Source organism: Curvibacter sp. AEP1-3 (assembly GCF_002163715.1).
Taxonomy (GTDB): Bacteria; Pseudomonadota; Gammaproteobacteria; order Burkholderiales; family Burkholderiaceae_C; genus Allorhodoferax.
The window spans coordinates 4,102,721-4,123,756 of sequence record NZ_CP015698.1 but is presented as its reverse complement, the minus strand read 5'-3'; the positions used below and the strand labels follow the sequence as shown (position 1 = coordinate 4,123,756).

Annotated in this window: 21 protein-coding genes; 16 read left to right on the top strand and 5 right to left on the bottom strand. The window is 60.6% G+C overall.

Annotated features, from left to right (window positions below; translation table 11 throughout):
- Positions 1 to 9 precede the first annotated feature (9 nt).
- From AEP_RS19295 to accD, 10 genes are all read left to right on the top strand, one after another.
- Complete coding sequence (locus AEP_RS19295; protein ID WP_087496893.1) at positions 10 to 138, top strand: entericidin A/B family lipoprotein; 129 nt, start codon at positions 10 to 12, stop codon at positions 136 to 138.
- Positions 135 to 785 carry a 3-isopropylmalate dehydratase small subunit gene (leuD, locus tag AEP_RS19290; protein WP_087496892.1) on the top strand — a complete coding sequence of 217 codons (651 nt, stop codon included), beginning with the start codon at positions 135 to 137 and terminating at the stop codon, positions 783 to 785. The genes AEP_RS19295 and leuD overlap by 4 nt, the downstream gene beginning before the upstream one ends.
- 34 nt (positions 786 to 819) lie before the next feature.
- The gene (gene leuB / locus AEP_RS19285; protein ID WP_087496891.1) at positions 820 to 1,890 is read left to right on the top strand and encodes a 3-isopropylmalate dehydrogenase; all 1,071 of its coding nucleotides are present in this window, start codon (positions 820 to 822) and stop codon (positions 1,888 to 1,890) included.
- Positions 1,891 to 2,188: 298 nt separating this feature from the next.
- Positions 2,189 to 3,319, top strand: a complete 1,131-nt coding sequence (asd, locus tag AEP_RS19280; protein ID WP_087496890.1) for an aspartate-semialdehyde dehydrogenase — start codon at positions 2,189 to 2,191, stop codon at positions 3,317 to 3,319.
- A 206-nt stretch (positions 3,320 to 3,525) separates the two neighbouring features.
- Complete coding sequence (locus AEP_RS19275; RefSeq protein WP_335583056.1) at positions 3,526 to 6,135, top strand: FimV/HubP family polar landmark protein; 2,610 nt, start codon at positions 3,526 to 3,528, stop codon at positions 6,133 to 6,135.
- A 36-nt stretch (positions 6,136 to 6,171) separates the two neighbouring features.
- Positions 6,172 to 6,954, top strand: coding sequence for a tRNA pseudouridine(38-40) synthase TruA (truA, locus tag AEP_RS19270; RefSeq protein WP_087496889.1), 783 nt, complete (start codon positions 6,172 to 6,174; stop codon positions 6,952 to 6,954).
- Positions 6,951 to 7,679: a phosphoribosylanthranilate isomerase gene (locus AEP_RS19265; protein WP_087496888.1), complete on the top strand. Its 729-nt coding sequence runs from the start codon at positions 6,951 to 6,953 to the stop codon at positions 7,677 to 7,679. The genes truA and AEP_RS19265 overlap by 4 nt, the downstream gene beginning before the upstream one ends.
- A gap of 5 nt (positions 7,680 to 7,684) precedes the next feature.
- Positions 7,685 to 8,983: a tryptophan synthase subunit beta gene (trpB, locus tag AEP_RS19260; RefSeq protein WP_087496887.1), complete on the top strand. Its 1,299-nt coding sequence runs from the start codon at positions 7,685 to 7,687 to the stop codon at positions 8,981 to 8,983.
- The gene (gene trpA / locus AEP_RS19255; RefSeq protein WP_087496886.1) at positions 8,980 to 9,804 is read left to right on the top strand and encodes a tryptophan synthase subunit alpha; all 825 of its coding nucleotides are present in this window, start codon (positions 8,980 to 8,982) and stop codon (positions 9,802 to 9,804) included. The genes trpB and trpA overlap by 4 nt, the downstream gene beginning before the upstream one ends.
- A gap of 85 nt (positions 9,805 to 9,889) precedes the next feature.
- Complete coding sequence (gene accD / locus AEP_RS19250; protein WP_087496885.1) at positions 9,890 to 10,762, top strand: acetyl-CoA carboxylase, carboxyltransferase subunit beta; 873 nt, start codon at positions 9,890 to 9,892, stop codon at positions 10,760 to 10,762.
- Between the two features lie 51 nt (positions 10,763 to 10,813).
- On the opposite strand, the gene AEP_RS19245 is transcribed toward accD, so the two are convergent.
- A complete protein-coding gene (locus tag AEP_RS19245) occupies positions 10,814 to 11,383 on the bottom strand; it encodes a YggT family protein (protein ID WP_087496884.1) in 570 nt (189 codons plus the stop codon).
- Between the two features lie 119 nt (positions 11,384 to 11,502).
- Between AEP_RS19245 and lysS the strand changes: the two genes are divergently transcribed.
- The 4 genes from lysS to AEP_RS19225 all read left to right on the top strand — a co-directional run bounded on the left by lysS (position 11,503) and on the right by AEP_RS19225 (position 14,946).
- Complete coding sequence (lysS, locus tag AEP_RS19240; RefSeq protein WP_087496883.1) at positions 11,503 to 13,050, top strand: lysine--tRNA ligase; 1,548 nt, start codon at positions 11,503 to 11,505, stop codon at positions 13,048 to 13,050.
- Between the two features lie 55 nt (positions 13,051 to 13,105).
- A complete protein-coding gene (locus tag AEP_RS19235) occupies positions 13,106 to 13,639 on the top strand; it encodes a YgjP-like metallopeptidase domain-containing protein (protein WP_087496882.1) in 534 nt (177 codons plus the stop codon).
- Between the two features lie 3 nt (positions 13,640 to 13,642).
- Complete coding sequence (locus AEP_RS19230) at positions 13,643 to 14,263, top strand: pseudouridine synthase (protein ID WP_087496881.1); 621 nt, start codon at positions 13,643 to 13,645, stop codon at positions 14,261 to 14,263.
- Positions 14,264 to 14,346: 83 nt separating this feature from the next.
- On the top strand, positions 14,347 to 14,946 hold the full coding sequence (locus tag AEP_RS19225; RefSeq protein ID WP_157673231.1) for a chalcone isomerase family protein: 600 nt from the start codon (positions 14,347 to 14,349) through the stop codon (positions 14,944 to 14,946).
- 3 nt (positions 14,947 to 14,949) lie between these two features.
- Here the strand turns inward: AEP_RS19225 and AEP_RS19220 are convergent, their stop codons facing one another.
- The 4 genes from AEP_RS19220 to AEP_RS19205 are packed head-to-tail and all read right to left on the bottom strand — an operon-like array spanning position 14,950 to position 16,578.
- On the bottom strand, positions 14,950 to 15,162 hold the full coding sequence (locus tag AEP_RS19220; protein WP_087496879.1) for a DUF3820 family protein: 213 nt from the start codon (positions 15,160 to 15,162) through the stop codon (positions 14,950 to 14,952).
- The gene (locus tag AEP_RS19215; RefSeq protein WP_087496878.1) at positions 15,162 to 15,527 is read right to left on the bottom strand and encodes a translation initiation factor Sui1; all 366 of its coding nucleotides are present in this window, start codon (positions 15,525 to 15,527) and stop codon (positions 15,162 to 15,164) included. Before AEP_RS19215 ends, AEP_RS19220 begins: the two co-directional genes overlap by 1 nt.
- A gap of 17 nt (positions 15,528 to 15,544) precedes the next feature.
- On the bottom strand, positions 15,545 to 16,132 hold the full coding sequence (locus AEP_RS19210) for an OmpA family protein (protein WP_087496877.1): 588 nt from the start codon (positions 16,130 to 16,132) through the stop codon (positions 15,545 to 15,547).
- The gene (locus tag AEP_RS19205) at positions 16,129 to 16,578 is read right to left on the bottom strand and encodes a FecR family protein (RefSeq protein WP_157673230.1); all 450 of its coding nucleotides are present in this window, start codon (positions 16,576 to 16,578) and stop codon (positions 16,129 to 16,131) included. The genes AEP_RS19210 and AEP_RS19205 overlap by 4 nt, the downstream gene beginning before the upstream one ends.
- Positions 16,579 to 16,766: 188 nt before the next feature.
- Here AEP_RS19205 and AEP_RS19200 point away from each other — a divergent pair, with 188 nt between their 5' ends.
- The gene (locus AEP_RS19200) at positions 16,767 to 16,994 is read left to right on the top strand and encodes a hypothetical protein (RefSeq protein ID WP_087496875.1); all 228 of its coding nucleotides are present in this window, start codon (positions 16,767 to 16,769) and stop codon (positions 16,992 to 16,994) included.
- A complete protein-coding gene (locus AEP_RS19195) occupies positions 16,994 to 21,007 on the top strand; it encodes a Pls/PosA family non-ribosomal peptide synthetase (protein WP_087496874.1) in 4,014 nt (1,337 codons plus the stop codon). Before AEP_RS19200 ends, AEP_RS19195 begins: the two co-directional genes overlap by 1 nt.
- The last annotated feature ends 29 nt before the right edge of the window (positions 21,008 to 21,036 follow it).

Below are 21,036 nucleotides of genomic sequence, written 5' to 3'. Positions count from 1 at the left end.
GGACTGAATATGAAAACCGCACTTATCGCCGCATGCGCAGCCACCCTGCTGTTGCTGTCTGGATGCAACACAGTCAAAGGCATGGGCCAGGACATTCAAAAGGCCGGCGAAAAAATTGAAGGCGCTGCCAAAAAATGAAAAACTTTACTGTTCACCAAGGGCTGGTTGCGCCCATGGACCGCGAAAACGTGGACACCGACGCGATCATCCCCAAGCAATTTCTCAAATCCATCCGCAAGACGGGCTTCGGTCAGAACCTGTTTGACGAATGGCGCTACCTGGATGCGGGCTACCCCGGCCAGGACCCCGCCAGCCGCAAGCCCAACCCGGACTTTGTGCTGAACCAACCCCGCTATGCCGGCGCATCCATCCTGCTGGCGCGCAAAAACTTCGGCTGCGGCTCCAGCCGCGAGCACGCGCCCTGGGCGATTGACCAATATGGCTTCCGCGCCATCATCGCACCCAGCTACGCTGACATCTTCTTCAACAATTGCTTCAAGAATGGTTTGCTGCCTATCGTGCTAAGCGAAGCCTTAGTGGACCAGTTGTTCAACGAAGCACTGGCCTTCCCCGGCTATCAGCTCACCATTGATCTGGAGCGCCAGGTCATCGTGAAGCCGCAGGGCGAAGAAATTCCGTTCGACGTACAGGCCTTCCGCAAGTACTGCTTGCTCAACGGCTTTGACGACATCGGCCTGACCCTGCGCCATGCCGACAAGATCAAGGCGTTCGAAGCCCAACGTTTGGCCACAAAACCGTGGCTGGCGCAGACCATGTCTGCGTGAGCAGCTATCAAATTCATAGTATTCAAAGGACATCATGAAAATTGCAGTCTTGCCGGGTGACGGCATCGGCACCGAAATCGTGGCGGAAGCCGTGAAGGTTTTGAACGCTCTGGACCTCAAGCTGGAAATGGAAACCGCACTCGTGGGCGGTTGCGCCTATGAGGCCCATGGCCACCCCCTTCCTGAAGCCACCCTCAAGCTGGCAAAGGAAGCGGACGCGGTGTTGTTCGGCGCCGTGGGCGACTGGAAGTACGACAAGCTGGAGCGCCAGTTCCGCCCCGAGCAGGCCATCTTGGGCTTGCGCAAGAATTTGGGCCTCTTTGCCAACTTCCGCCCCGCGATTTGCTACGAGCAGCTGGTAGGCGCCTCCAGCCTTAAGCCCGAGCTGATTGCGGGCCTGGACATCCTCATCATCCGCGAACTGACTGGCGACATCTACTTCGGCCAACCCCGCGGCCGCCGCATTGCGACTGATGGACACTTTCCCGGAGCGGAAGAAGCGTTCGACACCATGCGCTACAGCCGCCCCGAGATCGAACGCATTGCGCACGTAGCGTTCCAGGCGGCGCAGAAGCGCAACAAGCGCGTCACCAGTGTCGACAAGAACAACGTGCTTGAAACCTCGCAGCTGTGGAAAGACGTGATGGTTGAAGTGGGCCAACAGTACCCCGACGTGGAGTTGGACCACATGTTGGTGGACAACGCCGCCATGCAACTGGTCAAAGCACCCAAGAAATTTGACGTGCTGGTCACCGGCAACATGTTCGGCGACATCCTGTCCGACGAAGCCTCCATGCTGACCGGCTCCATCGGTATGCTGCCTTCCGCCAGCCTGAACAGCAGCAACCAGGGCCTGTATGAGCCCAGCCACGGCAGCGCACCGGACATCGCCGGCAAAGGCATTGCCAACCCGCTGGCCACCATCCTGAGCGCCGCGATGATGCTGCGCTTCAGTCTGAACCAAGAGACTGCCGCACAGCGCATTGAAGCCGCCGTGAAGAAGGTGCTGGAGCAAGGTTTGCGCACAGCCGACATTTACAGCGAAGGCACTACCAAGGTCAGCACCAAAGAGATGGGCGACGCGGTACTCAAGGCCCTCACCTAAAGACCGCGAGGCGAGGGTCTGTTGCGCAACAGGCCTTCGCCAAGCAAAATCATTTCAGTCCGCGCGGAGCAAAAAAATCTTGTTTTGCGCTACAATAAATCCATGTTTGTCGCACGCCCCTTCTCTCTGAGCTTGTTGACTGCCCCCAAGGCAGCCAAGGCCGCGCGCGCAATCATTTCCAAAACCACGACCATTAAGGGCTGATCCAGCTCCGGTATCGTCGTGCGCCCCCGGCCAGACGAGCCGGAGCAAACAGCCCAGGTCGGGCATCGTTTGTTTACATTGAAAGGGCGTTGATATGAGCAAGTTGGTAGGTTTGGTCGGCTGGCGCGGCATGGTCGGCTCGGTATTGATGGATCGCATGGCGCAGGAAAAAGATTTCGATCTGATCGAACCGCTTTTCTTCTCCACCAGCAACGCAGGCGGCAAGGCTCCGGCAGAGGCCAGGAACGAAACCACGCTGCAAGACGCTTACAACATCGACGCCCTCAAGCGCTGCGACATCATCATCACTGCCCAAGGCGGCGACTACACCACCGAAGTGTTCCCCAAGCTGCGCGCTGCGGGCTGGAATGGCCACTGGATCGACGCAGCTTCCACACTGCGCATGGAAAAAGACGCCGTCATCATCCTGGATCCGGTCAACATGCCCGTCATCAAGGATGCACTGGCCAAGGGCGGCAAGAACTGGGTGGGTGGCAATTGCACCGTGAGCTGCATGTTGATGGGCGTGGGCGCACTTTACAAGGCAGGCTTGGTCGAGTGGATGAGCACACAGACTTACCAAGCTGCTTCCGGCGGCGGTGCACAGCACATGCGTGAGCTGCTGACCCAATACGGCACTTTGAATGCCGAAGTCAAAGCCCTGCTCGACGATCCCAAGAGCGCGATTCTGGAAATCGACCGCAAGGTCATTGCCAAACAGCGCGCACTGACCGGCGCGGAGACCGCCAACTTTGGCGTGCCACTGGGCGGCTCCCTGATTCCCTGGATCGACAAGGATCTGGGCAACGGCATGTCCAAGGAAGAGTGGAAGGGCATGGCCGAAACCAACAAGATTCTGGGCATGGGCGAAGGCTTCGGCAGCTCCGCCATTCCGGTCGATGGTTTCTGTGTGCGCGTGGGCGCCATGCGCTGCCACAGCCAAGCCCTGACCTTCAAGCTGAAAAAAGACGTGCCTGTGGCCGACATCGAAGCCATGATCGCTGCAGACAACCAGTGGGTCAAAGTGGTGCCCAACACCCGTGAGGCAACCATTCAGGATCTGACACCTGTGGCGGTGACCGGCACCATGACTATCCCTGTGGGGCGTATCCGCAAGCTGGCGATGGGGCCTGAGTACGTGGGCGCGTTCACCATCGGCGACCAACTGCTGTGGGGTGCGGCCGAGCCACTGCGCCGCATGCTGCGCATCCTGCTCGACGCGTAACAGAGAGTTACACGTCGTTGCCCCTAGGCAACATGCGCGAGCGCGACAATAGGCAATCGGGGCAAGCTTTGGAAGTTAAGCGCTTTCTTAGCTTGTCTCCGTAAGACATTGATGTTATGGTACTTTTTACGTTTCAAGTATCGGGTCTGTTTGCCTGAAAACCGATAAGTACATTGCCGCTCGCCTGAGCACCGGAGGCCTATAAATTGATCGCAAAGACACATCGTTGGCAGAGGACCGCCATTGCGGCTGCAGCCATTGCGCTACTCGGCTTGTCCGGAACCGGGGCCTACGCGCTTTCGCTCGGCCGATTGACCGTCCAGTCGGCGTTGGGCGAACCGCTGCGTGCTGAAGTTGAAGTTCCTGACATCACGGCAGAAGAAGCCGCCTCTCTGAAAGCGGCTGTCGCCCAACCGGAGGCTTTTACTGCCGCCGGCTTGGAATACAGCGCCGCACTCACCAGCTTGCAGGCCACCCTCCAACGCCGTGCAGACGGTCGCGCATACCTGCGGCTGACCAGTGACCGCACCGTCAATGACCCTTTTGTCGATCTGATTCTGGAAGCTACCTGGGCATCCGGCCGCATCGTACGGGACTACACGCTCTTGTTGGATCCACCAAGCCTGAAAAAGGCCGCCCCGGCGCCAACGTTGGCCCAAACCCCTGCAGCAGCAAGTGCGCCTGCAGTTGCTGCACCCGCCGCTTCTCCAGCACCCCGAGCCACATCAACTGAACCTTCCCGTCAGGCAGCACCCGTACGGCCTGCCGGACCGGCCGCCGAAGCACCCGCACCCAAACCCGCCTCTGGCAATGAAAAACAAATCACGGTCAAGCCGGGTGACACGGCCGGCAAGATTGCCAGCGCCAACAAGCCCGCAGGTGTGTCGCTCGACCAGATGCTGGTCGCGCTACTGCGCTCCAACCCGGATGCGTTCGTCAATGACAACTTGAACCGTGTTCGCGCCGGCGCGGTCATGACAGTGCCATCCGCGGAAAGCGCAACTAGCGTCTCCCCGGCTGAAGCTTCCAAAATCGTTGTAGCGCAGAGCAAGGACTTCAACGATTTCCGCCGCAATCTGGCAGGAAATGCGCCACAAGCAACCGTGAGCGCAGCGGACCGCAAAGCCAGTGGTTCGATTGAAGCCAAGGTGGATGAAAAGAAACCTGCCTCGCCCACGCCAGACAAGCTGACTCTGTCCAAGGGCGCTGTTTCGTCCAAGGCGGATGAAGCCAAGATTACCAAGGAGCGTGAGGCCAAAGACGCTGCTGCACGCGAAGCCGAGCTGGCAAAGAACAAGAAAGAACTGGAATCTCTGAAGGCAGCAGCCAATGCGTTGCCAGCCAAGCCTGCGGCACCTCAAGCCCCTGCGGCTGTCACCGTGCCGGTTGCGGCGGTACCTGCAGCATCTGAGCCGGCCAAATCTGCTCCGGCCGTTGCTGCCCCAGCTTCTGCACCAGCGCCTGTCGCTGCGGCCTCTGCGCCCCAGACCGCTGCCTCTGAAGCACCTGTTGCAAAGGCGCCAGCCCCTGCCAAGGCAGCAGTTCCAGCGCCTGCAGTAGAAGAGCCATCTTTGCTGGACACTTTGCTCGAAGACCCCCTGGTACCCGCTGGCGCAGTTGGATTGCTGGCACTTTTGGGTGGTTTTGCCGCGTACCGCGTCCGTCAACGCAAGAAGAATGCGTCTCAAGTGGATAGCGCCTTCCTGGAAAGTCGCCTGCAACCCGACTCCTTCTTTGGCGCGAGTGGTGGTCAGCGGGTAGACACGAACCAGAACGGCCCTGTCAGTGCGTCCTCCATGGTGTATTCAGCAAGTCAACTGGACGCCGCCGATGACGTGGACCCCGTTGCAGAAGCGGATGTTTACCTTGCCTACGGTCGCGACTTGCAGGCTGAAGAAATCCTCAAAGAAGCTGTCCGGTCCAACCCCGGACGTTTGGCAATCCACACCAAGTTGCTGGAAATTTTTGCCAAGCGTCGGGATACCCGCAGCTTTGAAAGCACGGCGACCCAAGCCTACAAGCTGACCGGGGCTACCAGCCCCGAGTGGACCCGCATCTGTGAAATGGGCCAGAGCATTGATCCAACCAACCCTCTGTACCAGCCAGGCGGCGCTCCTGCCTCCATGGGTGGTGCAACCATGGCAGCTGGACCAATTTCCGGTTTTGGTGGAAGCACCGTGGCCCAATCTGCTCACGCAGAGCTTGAACCGGATCTGGGCGGCGGTGTCGATCTGGATCTGGATCTGGATTTCTCCCTGGATGATGAACCAGCAGCCAGTGCCATCAGCGATGTAACCGGCGGAACAATCACTTCAGGCACTGAAGAAACCGTCAAGATGGAAGCTCCTGTTGCAGACAATGCATTGGACATGGATTTTGATCTGGGCGAAGACGAACCCAGCCAACCCCAGCCCAGCTTTGAGCCTGTGAACCAGATGCCAGAGATTTCCTTGTCTTTGGATGACCTTGAGGTACCATTGGATGCTGGCAGCACCAATCCGCTGCGCTTCGAACCCACAGGCCCTGCCCCTGTGGAACCTGCGCCCGCTGCAACTGCAAACCAACTCGCCGATACAGGCCTGATGGAATTCGACCTCAGCTCTTTGTCCATGGAGCTCGACAGCCCCGCCGAATCCCCAGCCTCTGCGCCTGACATCCTGAGCGAAGACCCACTGGGAACCAAGCTGGCACTCGCCGAAGAATTCATCTCGATTGGCGACGAAGATGGTGCACGTGCTTTGATCGAAGAAGTGATGTCGGAAGCCACGGGTGATATGCGGGCTAAAGCACAAAAAGCTCTGGCGCAACTGAGCTAAGCGATTTATGCGGCTAACGATGACGACTGAGGGTCTGTGCGCGTAGTTTTAGGCGTCACGTACAACGGCCAGGGATACCAGGGTTGGCAAAGCCAATCCTCCGGTCAGACGATTCAAGACAAACTGGAAACCGCGCTGGGCAAATTCACTGCCCAGCGCGTTTCCACTTTGTGCGCCGGCCGCACCGATGCAGGAGTGCACGGACTGATGCAAGTGGTGCACTTCGACACGGATATAGACCGCGACACCTACTCCTGGATCCGAGGTACCAACGCCAATCTGCCCAAAGACATTTCGGTTCAGTGGGCGGTAAAAACCACTTCGGAATTTCACTGCAGGGCCTCGGCCATTTCTCGACGGTATGCCTATGTGCTGCTGGAGTCTCCAATACGACCCAGCGTCGAAACAGGCAGGGTTGGCTGGACTTTCAACAATCTGGACGAGATGTCCATGCGCAAGGCGGCCGACTACCTGATCGGCGAGCACGACTTCACTTCCTTTCGAGCCGCGCAGTGCCAAGCCCTGAGTCCGGTCAAAAATGTGATGCGTATTGACTTCCACAAGCGCGGCGCCTACTGGAGGATCGAGTTTGAGGCCAACGCATTTCTGCACCACATGATCCGCAACATCATGGGCTGTCTGGTGCAAATTGGCCAAGGGAAAAAACCACCGGAGTGGATGGAAGAAGTGCTGGCAGCCCGCAGCCGCAAGGTGGCGGCACCGACCTTCTCACCGGATGGTTTGTACTTTCTCGGCCCCCGCTATGACTCCCAATGGGGCATGCCGGAGCGCACGCCTGCGTATGATGCGTTGCCATGAACGCAAGCACCACGCACACCGACACTTATATCCGTACCCGAATCAAAATTTGCGGCCTGACCCGCGAACAGGACGTTGACGCCGCGGTCGCCGCCGGCGCGGACGCCATCGGTTTCGTGCTTTACGCCAAGAGCCCCAGGGCTGTCACTGCCGAACGCGCGGCCGAGCTGGCCAAACGGCTGCCGCCCTTCGTGACGCCCGTGTTGTTGTTCGTCAACGCAAACGCTACAGAAATAGAAGCTGCCTGCGCACTGGTGGCGGGCGCTACGGTGCAATTTCATGGAGATGAATCCGCCGAGGATTGCCAGTTGGCTACTGGTGATGCTGCCCGCCCTTATCTTCGCGCCGCGCGTATTCCCTTGGGCGAAGACGCACAGGCCTTCGACCTCGTACAATTTGCTCACGATTATTCGAACGCCCAAGCCATTCTGCTAGACGCCCATGTGGACGGCTACGGTGGCGGTGGCAAAACATTCAATTGGTCACTTCTTCCTCCAAGCGTCAACGCTCACCTCGTCTTGAGTGGTGGACTCACCAGTGCAAACGTGGGCGATGGCATCACGTCGGTACGGCCGCGCTGTAAGTCGCTGGCTGTGGATGTGAGCTCCGGCGTCGAAACCGAAGACGCTCACGGCAAGCCCCTCAGGGGCATCAAAGACCCCGAAAAAATCCGCCAGTTCGTTGCCGCCGTGCGCGCGGCGGACCGGCATCTTGCAGGAATGTAAAAACCATGTTCGATTACCAACAACCCGACGCCAAAGGTCACTTCGGCAAATACGGCGGCAGCTTCGTCTCCGAGACGCTGACGCACGCCATCAACGAGCTCAAAGACGCCTACGCCAAGTACCAGCACGACCCCGAGTTCCTGGCGGAATTCAAGTCAGAACTCGCGCACTTCGTCGGCCGACCCTCCCCCGTGTACCACGCCGCCCGCATGAGCCGTGAAATGGGCGGTGCACAAATCTTCCTGAAGCGCGAAGACCTGAACCACACCGGCGCCCACAAGGTCAACAACACCATCGGACAGGCCATGCTCGCCAAGCGCATGGGCAAGCCCCGCGTGATTGCCGAAACCGGCGCCGGCCAGCACGGCGTGGCCACCGCCACCATCTGCGCCCGCTATGGTCTGGAATGCGTGGTCTACATGGGCAGCGAAGACGTGAAGCGCCAAAGCCCCAACGTCTACCGCATGAAGCTGCTGGGTGCCACCGTGGTGCCGGTGGAAAGCGGCAGCAAGACGCTGAAAGATGCCTTGAACGAAGCCATGCGCGACTGGGTTGCCAATGTGGACAACACCTTCTACATCATCGGCACCGTGGCAGGCCCGCACCCCTACCCCATGATGGTCCGCGACTTCCAGAGCGTCATCGGCAACGAGTGTCTGGTGCAAATGCCCGAGATGCTGGCAACCGCAGGCTGCAAAACCGAGCAACCCGACGCAGTCATTGCTTGCGTAGGCGGTGGGTCCAACGCCATGGGCATTTTCCACCCCTACATCCAGCACGACCAAACCCGCCTGATCGGCGTGGAAGCGGCGGGCGAAGGCCTGGAGAGCGGCAAGCACTCTGCCTCCATCCAAAAGGGCAGCCCAGGCGTGCTGCACGGCAACCGCACTTATGTGCTGCAGGACGATAACGGCCAAGTCACCGAGACCCACAGCGTGAGCGCGGGCTTGGACTACCCAGGCGTGGGCCCGGAGCACGCGTTCCTGTCTGACATCGGCCGCGCAGAATATGTGGGCATTACCGACAAGGAAGCGCTGGACGCTTTCCACTACCTGTGCCGCACCGAAGGCATCATCCCCGCGCTGGAATCGAGCCATGCCGTGGCCTACGCGATGAAGATGGCCAAAACCATGCGCCCCGACCAGAGCATTCTGGTCAACCTGTCCGGCCGTGGCGACAAGGACATCGGCACCGTGGCCGACCTGAGCAATGCCGACTTTTACTGCCGACCCAGCTGCCGCGGCCAATCGGTCAAAGGGGGCGAACAGCCCGTGCAGTTGGTCAAAGCAGGAGGTGCAGCATGAGCCGTATTGACACCACCTTTGCCGCGCTGAAGGCCCAAGGCCGCAAAGCGCTGATCCCTTTTGTGACGGCCGGCTACCCTTATGCCGACGTTACGCCCGAGCTGATGCACGCGATGGTCGCGGGCGGCGCGGATGTGATCGAGCTGGGCGTGCCCTTCTCAGACCCCAGCGCGGACGGCCCCGTGATCCAAAAGGCTGGCGACAAAGCCTTGGCCTTCGGTATCGGCCTGGTGCAGGTGATTGCCATGGTGCGCGAGTTCCGCAAAACCAACGCCACCACGCCGGTGGTTTTGATGGGCTACGCCAACCCGGTCGAGCGCTACGACCAAAAACAAGCCCGCCCCGGCGTCGCCAGCGCGTTTGTGAAAGACGCCTCGGAAGCCGGCGTCGATGGCGTGCTGATCGTGGACTACCCACCCGAAGAATGCCAGGCCTTTGCCGCCGACTTGCGGGCCCACAACATGGACCTGATTTTCCTCTTGGCCCCTACCAGCACCGACGAGCGCATGCAGCAGGTGGCCCGCGTAGCCAGCGGCTATGTGTACTACGTGTCGCTCAAGGGCGTAACGGGCTCCGGCGCTTTGGACACCAATGCCGTAGAAGCCATGCTGCCCCGTATCCGCCAGCACATCAGCACCCCGGTGGGCGTGGGCTTTGGCATCCGCGACGCGGCGACCGCCAAGACCATCTCCAAGGTGGCCGATGCGGTGGTGATAGGCAGCAAGATCATCCAATTGCTGGAAGACGCTCCACGCGCCCAAGTGGGGCCGGTGGCGCGAGCCTTCCTGCAGGAAATCCGCACTGCGTTAGACCAAGGCTGATCCTGAAAATCGGCGGAGGCGGTTTGGCGGATAATCGCCCCCTGTCTGTTGGACGCCCATTCGGGCACTGCACTGGAGAAATCCCATGAGTTGGTTGGAAAAACTGCTACCCCCCAAGATTCAACACACCGACCCCACGGAGCGCCGCAGCGTGCCCGAAGGCCTGTGGATCAAGTGCCCCAGCTGTGAAGCCGTGCTCTACAAAACCGATCTGGAGCAGAACCAGAACGTGTGCCCCGGTTGTGGCCACCACCACCGCATCGGTGCCCGTGCGCGCTTGAATGCCTTTCTGGACAATGAAGGCCGGTTCGAGATCGGCCAGGAAGTGCTGCCGGTTGATGCACTCAAGTTCAAAGACAGCCGCAAGTACCCTGAACGCCTCAAAGAAGCGCTGGAAAACACCGGCGAGACCGACGCCCTGATCGTCATGGGCGGTGCGGTGCACGGCGTAAGCCTGGTGGCAGCCTGCTTTGAATTTGAATTCATGGGCGGCTCCATGGGCTCGGTAGTCGGCGAACGCTTTGTGCGCGGCGTGGAAACCGCCATTGAGCAAAAAGTGCCTTTTGTTTGCTTCACCGCCACCGGTGGCGCCCGCATGCAAGAGGGCTTGTTGAGCCTGATGCAAATGGCTAAAACCAATGCAGCCCTGACCCGTTTGGCGAAGAAGGGCCTGCCCTACATCAGCGTGCTGACTGACCCCACCATGGGTGGTGTGAGCGCGGGTTTTGCCTTCCTGGGTGATATCGTGATTGCAGAGCCCAAGGCCCTCATCGGCTTTGCCGGCCCCCGCGTGATCGAGTCCACCGTGCGGGTGACTTTGCCCGAAGGCTTTCAGCGCTCGGAATTCCTGCAAACCAAGGGTGCGATCGACTTCATCTCCGACCGCCGCGAGCTGCGCAAGACCATTGCCGAGACTTTGGCGATGTTGCAACGCCAGCCTGCGGACTCGGTGATGTAAGCCTTACCGGCACACTCCAAAAAAAGAGGCCCATCGGGCCTCTTTTTTTTATCACGCCACTGCAGAGAGCAGCCCGTACTGCACATCGCCCAGCACGATGGTGAATATCTGTAGCAACACCAGCAGCACCAGCGGCGACAAATCCACACCGCCCACCAAGGGCAACACCTTACGGATGGGCGCCAATACGGGGGTCACCAGACGCTCCATGAGGTCGGACAAAAAAGACTGGGTCTGCACCCAGCTCAGCACTGCGTACACCAGCACCATGGCTGTCAGGCCGGACAGGCTCAAACGCACCAGCCCCAGCAGGGCCAGCACGACGATAGACATGGGCGTGACGCCAAAGCCATTCAAGGACCACAGAACCGCGAAGTGGGCCAGCTGAATCAAAAAAGCAGCCGTCAGGCTGGCCATGTCCCAACGGCCCAAGGCAGGAATCACACGCCGCAAGGGCAAGACGATCCAGTCCGTCAAGGCAAAGATAAATCGTCCCAATGGATTGCCCGATCGGGCGGAGAGCGGAATGCGCTGATGCTGCATGTACAGGCGCAACAGGGCGGTTGTGGTTAACAAACCGGATACGACTTCCAACAACAGGGCAACGATTTTGTAGAGCATGGGCCATCCAAGTGAAGTGCGAGCGCATCATAGCGGCAGGCCGCCCTCTTACAATGGAGGGTTACGGCCAAAGCCCCGTGAGGGGTGCCGAATTCCCACCCGAACCCAAAAGTCACTCCATGTCTGACCAAAACCAAGTCGCTCCCGCACCGCAAGACGAAAACCAGTTGATCCACGAGCGCCGCGAAAAGCTCAAGGTACTGCGCGAGAAACAGGTGGCCGGCCAAGGTGTGGCCTTCCCGAACGACTTCCAGCCTGCGCACAAAGCAGAAGAATTGTTCGCCGCCTACAACGACAAGACCACCGAAGAACTGGCCGCCTTGGGTGCAACCGCCAAGGTCGCCGGCCGCATGATGCTCAAGCGCGTCATGGGTAAGGCCAGCTTCTGCACCTTGCAGGACTCGTCCTTCGGCCCCAGTGGTGGCCGCATCCAGCTCTATGTGCGCGGTGAAGACGTGGGTGTGGACCTGTACGCCGCCTTCAAGCACTGGGATTTGGGCGATATCGTGGCCGCAGAAGGCACGCTGTTCAAAACCAAAACCGGCGAACTCTCCATTCACGCGACCAGCATCCGACTGCTCACCAAGAGCCTGCGTCCCATGCCGGACAAGTTCCACGGCATGGCCGACCAGGAAACTAAATACCGACAGCGTTATGTGGACCTGATGACCGATGTGGAGTCGCGCAAGCGTTTCGTGGCACGCAGCAAAGCCGTGAGTGCCCTGCGGGAGTTCATGGTGGGCCACGACTTTCTGGAAGTGGAAACTCCCATGCTGCACCCCATTCCCGGTGGTGCCAACGCCAAGCCGTTCAAGACCCACCACAACGCGCTGGACCAGGAAATGTTCTTGCGCATCGCGCCCGAGCTGTACCTCAAGCGCCTGATCGTCGGTGGCTTTGACCGCGTGTTCGAAATCAACCGCAGCTACCGCAACGAAGGTATCTCGGTGCGCCACAACCCCGAGTTCACCATGATGGAGTTCTACGCGGCCTACTGGAACTACCAGGACCTGATGGACTACACCGAAAAGCTGATCCGCGACGCAGCCCGGAAGGCCACTGGCGGCTTGCAACTCAGCTACGCCGGCAAGCCCGTAGACTTGGAGCAGCCGTTTGAGCGCTTGACCATTGTTGAAGCCATCCAGAAGTACACCGACGCTGGCGACAACGTGTTTGACGCTACCTGGCTGACCAATGCCGTGAAGAAGCTGGGCCTGACCGAAGCCAAAAACCGCTTGGAAGGCCGCAGCCTGGCCAGCCTGCAGGTGCTGTACTTTGAAGAAACCGTGGAGGAGAAGCTGTGGAACCCCACCTTCATCATGGAGCACCCCACCGAAATTTCGCCGCTGGCGCGCGCCAACGATGACCGCCCTGAAGTGACCGAGCGCTTTGAGCTCTACATCACGGGCCGCGAGTTCGGCAACGGCTTCAGCGAGCTGAACGACGCCGAAGACCAGGCAGCCCGCTTCCAAGCCCAAGTGGCCGCCAAAGACAGCGGCGACGACGAGGCCATGCACTTCGACCACGACTTTGTGCGCGCACTGGAATACGGCATGCCCCCCACCGGCGGCTGCGGTATCGGCATCGACCGCCTGATGATGTTGCTGACCGACAGCGCCAGCATCCGCGACGTGATTTTGTTCCCCGCGCTGCGCCGCGAGGTGTGATCAAGGTTTGAAGCCAAAACAGCCTCTGGCGCACGCGGAATCTGCGCGAGCAGCTATGAAAATGGTAGCATCGCCTGCACTGCGCTACCTGAATGGCTACCCGGCAGACACGCTGGCCCAGGTGCAGCGCATGCTCGACGAAGGCCGGGTGGGTGACTGGCTCACCCGCCGCCACCCGCAAGCGCACGGGGTGCGGACCGACAAGGTGCTGTACGACTATGTGCAGGACATCAAGTCAGACTATCTGCGCAGCACCGAGCCCCTGAGCAAAGTAGCGTTCGACAGCAAGCTGCATGTCGTCAAAAACGCACTGGGCACGCACACCACGGTGTCGCGCGTACAGGGCAGCAAGCTCAAAAGCAAGCGCGAAATCCGGGTGGCCAGCCTGTTCAAGGATACGCCGGAGCCCTTTCTCAAAATGATTGTGGTGCACGAGTTGGCCCACCTGCGCGAGCGTGAGCACGACAAGGCCTTCTACCAACTCTGCACCCACATGGAGCCCGCTTACCACCAGCTGGAGTTCGAGGTGCGCATCTACCTCACGCATCTGGAAGCCACTGGCGAACGCCTGTGGGCGGCAGCCGAGTAAACCATGCAGAACGCCCCGCGCCGCCCTCGCCTTTCGGTGCGTGCCGCCCCGTCGTCGCAGACACCTGCATCTGAGGTGCGCCTGATTTGCTTCAACAAGCCCTACGGCGTGCTCAGCCAGTTCACCCCTGAGGGGCGCTGGCGCGGGCTCAAAGACTTCATCGACATTCCCGGCGTCTACGTGGCAGGCCGACTGGACGCCGACAGTGAAGGTCTGCTGCTACTCACCAACGACGGCAAGCTGCAAGCGCGCATCAGCGACCCGCGCTTCAAGATGGAAAAGACTTACTGGGTGCAGGTAGAAGGCGAACCCGACGAAGCAGCCCTCACCGCTCTGCGCCAGGGTGTGATGCTCAACGACGGCATCACCCTGCCGGCGCGCGCCCAACGCATCCCGCCACCAGAAGGCTTGTGGGAACGCGACCCGCCGGTGCGGGTCCGGCAAACCATCCCGACCAGCTGGATAGAGTTGGTGATCCGCGAGGGGCGCAACCGCCAGGTGAGGCGGATGACGGCGGCCGTCGGCTACCCGACCCTGCGATTGATTCGTGCCGCCATCGGCCCCTATTGCTTGCAGGGTCTGCCCCAGGGAACCTGGAGGGATGACTCACCAACTGCGATGTGAGGGATTCGCCTTCAAAATTACCGATCAGTAATTTTTTATCCTAGATAGTTGCATTTTCTGGAAATTGGGCCAAAAATATGCCCATGCAAGCCCTACCCCACTCCACCGGCCCTACCGATCCTGACATCGTCGTCTTGCGCCGCCGCAAGGTGGTGATGCTGACGCTGCTGGGTACCCTTTTGCCGCCAACATGGGCGCAAGACGCGTCCGCCAACCGCGCGCCCTCCGTATTGAACGCCTATGGCGCTGATTGGCTGCCCAAAGGAAGCGGACCACTCAAATTCTTCGGGTTCAAGGCGTATGACGCCACGCTTTGGTTACCCGCAGCCAGCGGGGGGAGTTTCAGCTTCAACCGGGCTTTTGCACTGGAAATTGTTTACAACACCTCGGTCAAAGCCAGCGATATCAACAACACCTCGCTGATTGAAATCTCGCGCATCAGCGCAGCCACGCCCGAACAAGTGCAGGCATGGTCCGCCTTCATGACAGGGATGTTTGTGGATGTGAAATCCGGCGACCGCCTGCTGGGCGTCCATGTGCCCGGCGCCGGGGCCCGATTCTTTCTGAACGGTCGACTATTGGGTGAAACACCCGATGCAGCCTTCAGTGAAGCGTTTTTCAAAATCTGGCTGGACCCCAAGGCGCGCAAACCGGAACTGCGCGCGGCACTGTTGGGCCTTTAACAGCTAGCGCTGACGCAGAGGCGTGAGCAAATCACTCAAGCCGTTATGGTCGATTTCATGCATCAGCTGCAACAGGCGGCCGATTTCGCCTTTGGGGAAGCCTGAGCGGGCAAACCAGTTCAGGTAGTCGCCGGGCAAGTCTGCAATCATACGCCCTTGGTATTTGCCGAAGGGCATGGTGCGCTCCACCAGTTTTTGCAGGTCTTCTGCCTGCATCAGCCGCCCGCACGCTTGACGGTAAAGCCTTGCGCTATCAGTGCGGCCATGACTTTGTCCACATGGTCACCCTGCACCTCGATCACACCATCTTTGACGGTGCCGCCCGAGCCGCAAGCGGCCTTGAGTTTTTTGCCGAGCGCAATCAGCGCGTCGTCGTCCAAGGGCACGCCCTTCACCAGCGTGACACCTTTGCCTGCGCGCCCCTTGGTTTCGCGGGACACACGCACAATGCCGTCACCGGCAGGTCGTTTCGGTACGTGGCACAAGCATTCGGCAATCGCCTGGCGGCACACCGGGCAGGTGCGGCCCACCTCGGTGGAATACACCAGCCCACCCAGATCAGAGAGAGATTTTTTCGCCATCAAAAGTCAACCCGAACTTAGCGGATGATGATTTCCGCGCGGCGGTTGCGGGGCTCGTTGACATTGGCTTCCGTGGGCACCACGGGCTCTCGCTCGCCACGCCCAATGGCCTCCACCAATGCAGGCTCGAATCCACGCTGAATCAACAGGTTGCGGACGGCCTGTGCACGCTGGAGAGACAAGGTGTCGTTGGCTTGCGGACTGCCGGTCCGGTCGGTATGCCCGACCACCTGAATTTCGCCACCGGCTCGGGCCGTGGCCTGCTCCAAGATGCCAGGCAACTGGTTTTGCGAATCGGGGGTCAATGTCGACGTGCCGGGCTCAAACTGCAGAGTAAAGCGAACCGGTGGCAGCAAGGGCAGAGCCAGCACAGCACCATGCCGCTTGGATACCTCTTCCGCATTGGATTGCTGGGCTTCCAGGCGGCCATCACGTTGGAGCGCTGCCGTCTGGTAAGGCTGCGTCAGGTCCACCACGCCAGCGGCACTTTGCACCTGCACCGCAGTAGCACGCCCGTCGGCTTGGGGCAGCAAGGTCACGCGACTGATAGGCGCGCAGGCTTGCAAGCCGGCAACCAGCACCAACAAGGCGAGGCGCATGTTCATAGCACCTCCACGATGAAATCAGTGCCGCGGACACTGACTGTGGAAGCCGGTGTGGTGACCTTGACGTTGTCAGGCTGGACCTTGCCCAAGAGCCCGGTCACCATGCGGATGGTGCCCTGCAACACGCGGATAGCCAGGTTGCCTTGTTGGGTGGTGCCATCAAACTGGAAGCGGGTGAGGTCTACCGTGGTGTTGGGGCCGATAGCGATGGTGGTGCCATCCCGCAACATCAACACCGCAGAACCTGTGGCATCGGTCTGCACACGATCCGCCTCCACCACCCCGCCGCCTGAAGCGACTGGGCGCTTAGCATCTCCCTGCCCCACGGTGACGGCGCCTTGCACAGCCTTGAAGGTGCCGCTGCGGGCTTCCTGCGCTTGCACGGGCTGTGTGAGCAAAACCAGTGCGCAGAGCAGGCCGGGCACCAAGAGGGAGGGAAACTTCATGATGGTTGGATTCATTGGGAACGTAGCCCTCCATGGTACCGGACGCACCGTGACACACCGAAGGCCCCGCCACGCGCCGTCGTCCAGCCGAACACAGCCACTATCATTTTTATAGCTAGCCGCGCACTACCGTCGGGCGCAGTGTGCGAAAATAGTGCTTAAACCATTTCCGGCGAATCATCCGCACCATGTCCCGTCAAAGCGTCTGGGCCACCAAAGTGGCCGCTCTCATCAAAGGCAACAACAGCCAGGCTGCGCTTGCACAAATCAAGGTCGCGCCCACGGTGAAAGACCTCCAGCAACTGCGCGCCCTGATGACAGCCGATGGCAGCCTGCTCAAGCACCGCCTCATTGACGAAGCAACCCGCGATCAGATCGTGGCACTCTCCGCCCCCCGCCTGCACCGCTCCCCCTGATGTCTTTTGATTCGGTTTTGCCCGGTCCAGAGGGCGGTCTCGTCCTGCGCGGCCCGGACATGCCGGAGCTGTTGCGCCCGGAAATTCTGGCTGAGCTGTTTGAAGCCAGCGCACTGCGCACACCTCACGCCATCGCCCTGAGCGATGGAGTGACCAGCCTCACCTATGAAGAACTGAACACGCAGGCTGACCGCGCCGCGAACCATTTGCTCGCGAACGGCATTGGTGGCGGCGATATGGTGGGCTTGTGGCTGCCGCGCGGCATCCCGCTCTTGGTACTGCAACTTGCCATTGCCAAAACCGGTGCCGCGTGGCTCCCCATGGATGCCGACACCCCCGCTGAGCGGGTGTGGACCTGCCTGGAAGACGCGGCAGCCAAAGGATTGATCAGCAGCCCTGACAGGGTGGCGCCTTTCGCCTCACACATGGAGGCACAAGGCATTCCCCTTTGGACCCCGGAAACCCTCTCCGCCGAAGCACCGCCTCATCGCCGAACGCACTACAGCCCCGATCACCCGGCCTATGTGATTTACACCTCCGGCTCCACCGGCAAGCCCAAGGGCATCAGCATCACGCAAGGCAGCATTTGCCACTTTTTGCGCAGTGAGAACGTGCGATTGGGTGTGAACGCTTCGGACCGCGTGTACCAAGGCTTCTCGGTGGCGTTTGACATGTCATTCGAGGAAATTTGGATCAGCTACCTCGTGGGGGCCACCCTGTGGGTCGCCTCCAAGGAAGTCGCCAGCGACATCGAGAGCCTGCCGGGCGTGCTGGAGCGCGAAGGCATCACCGTGCTGCACGCAGTGCCTACGCTGCTGGGCCTTTTCAATCGGGATATAGCGGGACTGCGCTTCATCAACCTCGGTGGCGAAATGTGTCCACCCGCACTTGTGGATCGCTGGGCGCGACCCGGACGGCAGGTGTTCAACACCTATGGGCCTACAGAGGCGACGGTGTCTGCCAGCCTGGCCGAATTGCATGCGGGCGAGCCGGTGACCATCGGCCAGCCACTGCCGAACTATGGCCTGATGGTGCTGGATGTGAATAGCACCGAGAACCTGCAACTGGCACCACTTGGCTCGACCGGGGAGCTGTGCATCACGGGTCCGGGTGTGGCCGCCGGTTATCTGGGCCGCCCTGACTTGACGGCAGAAAAGTTCCTGCCCAACCCCTGGTCCGCCGGCACCCACGACCAGCGGCTGTACCGCACCGGGGACCTCGCCTGCATCACCCCGGAGGGACAGGTGCAGTGCCTGGGCCGTACGGACGACCAGGTCAAGATCCGCGGCTTTCGGGTAGAGCTGGGCGAGATTGAGTCCGCGCTGTGTGACCAGCCCGGTGTGGCTGCAGCCGCCGTCATCCTGCGCGTGGAAGATGGCGTGGAGCAGCTGATCGCCTTTCTGGTGGGGGATGCGGTACACGCACTCGAATTGCGCCACGCGCTGACGGAACGTTTGCCCGCCTACATGGTGCCTGGCCACTACGAGGTGCTACCTGCCATGCCACGGCTGGCCTCGGGCAAGATTGATCGCAAGCAGCTCAAGGCGCGACCACTGAGTCAGTCGGCCACGGCCGACACCGGGTCCGACACACCGGAAACCCCTGCGGAGCAGGTGCTGTTTGCTGCGCTAGGCCATCTATTCGCCGGGCAGGCTATCCGGCGCACTGCGGACTTCTTTACCGACCTGGGCGGGCATTCGCTGTTCGCGGCCCGCCTGGCATCGCGCCTGCGGCAACAGCCGGGCTACGCCCATGTGACGGTGCGGGACATCTACCAACACCGCACAGTGGGCGCGATTGCACAGGCCATGGACGCGCCACGGGCAGATGCCGTCCAAGTCGACACCACTTGGGTACCACCCGGCACCTGGCAACGCTGGCGCTGTGGCCTCGCGCAGGCAGCGGCTATTCCCTGGCTGGTCGCCATGCGCATGGGCCAGTGGCTGGCGCCTTTCTTCACCTACCACTTCTTCACGGGTGAGCCGGAGGACTCTATTCCAGTGGCGATAGCCGCCTCCGTACTCGCTTATCTGCTGGCCACTGTGCTGGAGTTCGCGGTAGCGATTGCCGGTAAGTGGTTACTCATGGGGCGAATGAAGCCTGGCAGCTACCCGCTGTGGGGGCTCACCTACTACCGCTGGTGGCTGGCGGACCGTCTGCTGGAGGCAGCGCCGGTGTATCTGCTGAGCGGCTCGTCCATGTATGGCTTGTGGCTGCGCGCCTTGGGGGCCAAGGTAGGGCACGATGTGGTGATCGGTTCCATCACGCTGCGCGTACCGCACTTGTTGGCCATTGGTGACGGTTGCAGTATCGGTAACGCGGTGAACTTCGAAAACGCGCGGGTGGAGCATGGTTTGCTGCGTATCGGCACCATCACACTGGAAGCTAACAGCGCGGTGAATTCCTACGCCGTGCTGGAGGGCAACACCCGCGTGCAAACCTGGGCCCACTTGGAAGGCCAGTCCGCGCTTCGCGATGGACAGACCATTCCCACCGAACGCGTGTGGGCGGGCTCACCTGCACGGGATATTGGCCGCTTTGATCGTGAAGCACAAAAGCCTCGCCCGGTGCTGACGCGTACCACCCAGTGGCTGGAAGGTATGTACTTCGTGGTCGGTCCCTTGCTGATTACGACTTTGTTTTTCCTGCCCGTGTTCCCCAGCTTTGTGCTGATCGACTGGATAGACGAAAACGAGCTGTTTCCGTGGCTGGCCTCGAACGAGATCGGCTGGCAACTTCTGAAGTACTTTGTATTGGCTTTTCCCGCAGCCGCTGTACTGCTCGTGTGCACGGCACTGCTATCGGCAGGCATAAGGTGGACGGTGCTTCCCCGGCTGCGCCCCGGCAGCTGGCCGGTGCACAGCGCGCTGTACTGCGCCAAATGGCTGGTAAACCAGATTCAAGAGTCCAGCCTGCACGTGGTGCACGGGGTCTATGCCACGCTGTACGCGCCGTGGTGGTACCGCCTGCTGGGGGCCAAGGTCGGCCGCGATGCGGAAATTTCATCGGCTCTGGGGCTGGTGCCTGACATGCTGACTTTGGGGGACGAGACCTTTATCGCTGACGCAGTGATGTTGGGCGATGAGCACATCGACGGCGGCTGGATGAGCATGCAGCCCACCGTCATTTCCAAACGCAGTTTTGTAGGCAACGGCGCCTACATCCCGGATGGCACGGTGTTGCCGGAGAACGTGTTGATCGGCGTGCATTCCACTGCCCCTGCCAACGCGCGCATGAAGAATGGGGATACCTGGCTGGGTTCCCCGCCCCTGCACTTGCCGGCACGGGAAGAGACCGCTGGATTTCCCGAATCACTCACATTCAAGCCGTCACCGGGCCGCCGTTTGGCGCGGGGGCTGATTGAGGGCTTTCGCATCGTGGCGCCCCACGCGATTGTGATTTCGGTGGGCTACACCATCGTCCTCAAAGTGATGCCTTATGCGGGTGAAGGGCTGTGGTGGACAGTGATCGGTTACCTCACCCTATCCGGCCTGCTTTACGGACTGGGGACCTACCTTTTCGTGGTCGCGCTCAAGTGGCTGCTGATGGGCCGCTACCGCAAACGTAGCTCCCCGATGTGGACATCATTCGTCTGGCTATCTGAAGGTGTGACCAACTTGTTTGAAGGCATTGCCGTACCGAATTTCATGCGCTACCTGCGCGGCACACCGTGGTTGCCGGTCGCATTCAACTTGCTCGGCTGCCACATCGGCAAAGGCGTGTACATGGACACCACCGACATCACCGAATTTGACTGTGTGTACATCGGCGACTACAGCGAACTTAACGCCCTCACCTGCCCGCAAACCCACTTGTTCGAGGATCGGGTGATGAAAATCGACGACGTGCGGATCGCAGATCGCGTGTACCTCGCACCCCGTAGCGCGGTGCTCTACAGCGCAGAGGTCGGCTCCGGCGCATGGCTGGGCCCCCTCACTCTGGTGATGAAGGGAGAAAGCATTCCCGCCGCCAGCAAGTGGAGTGGTTGCCCGGCTGCGCCTGCGGCAGCCTGAGCCCTGCGGAGCCGTCGTAAAGCCTGTGC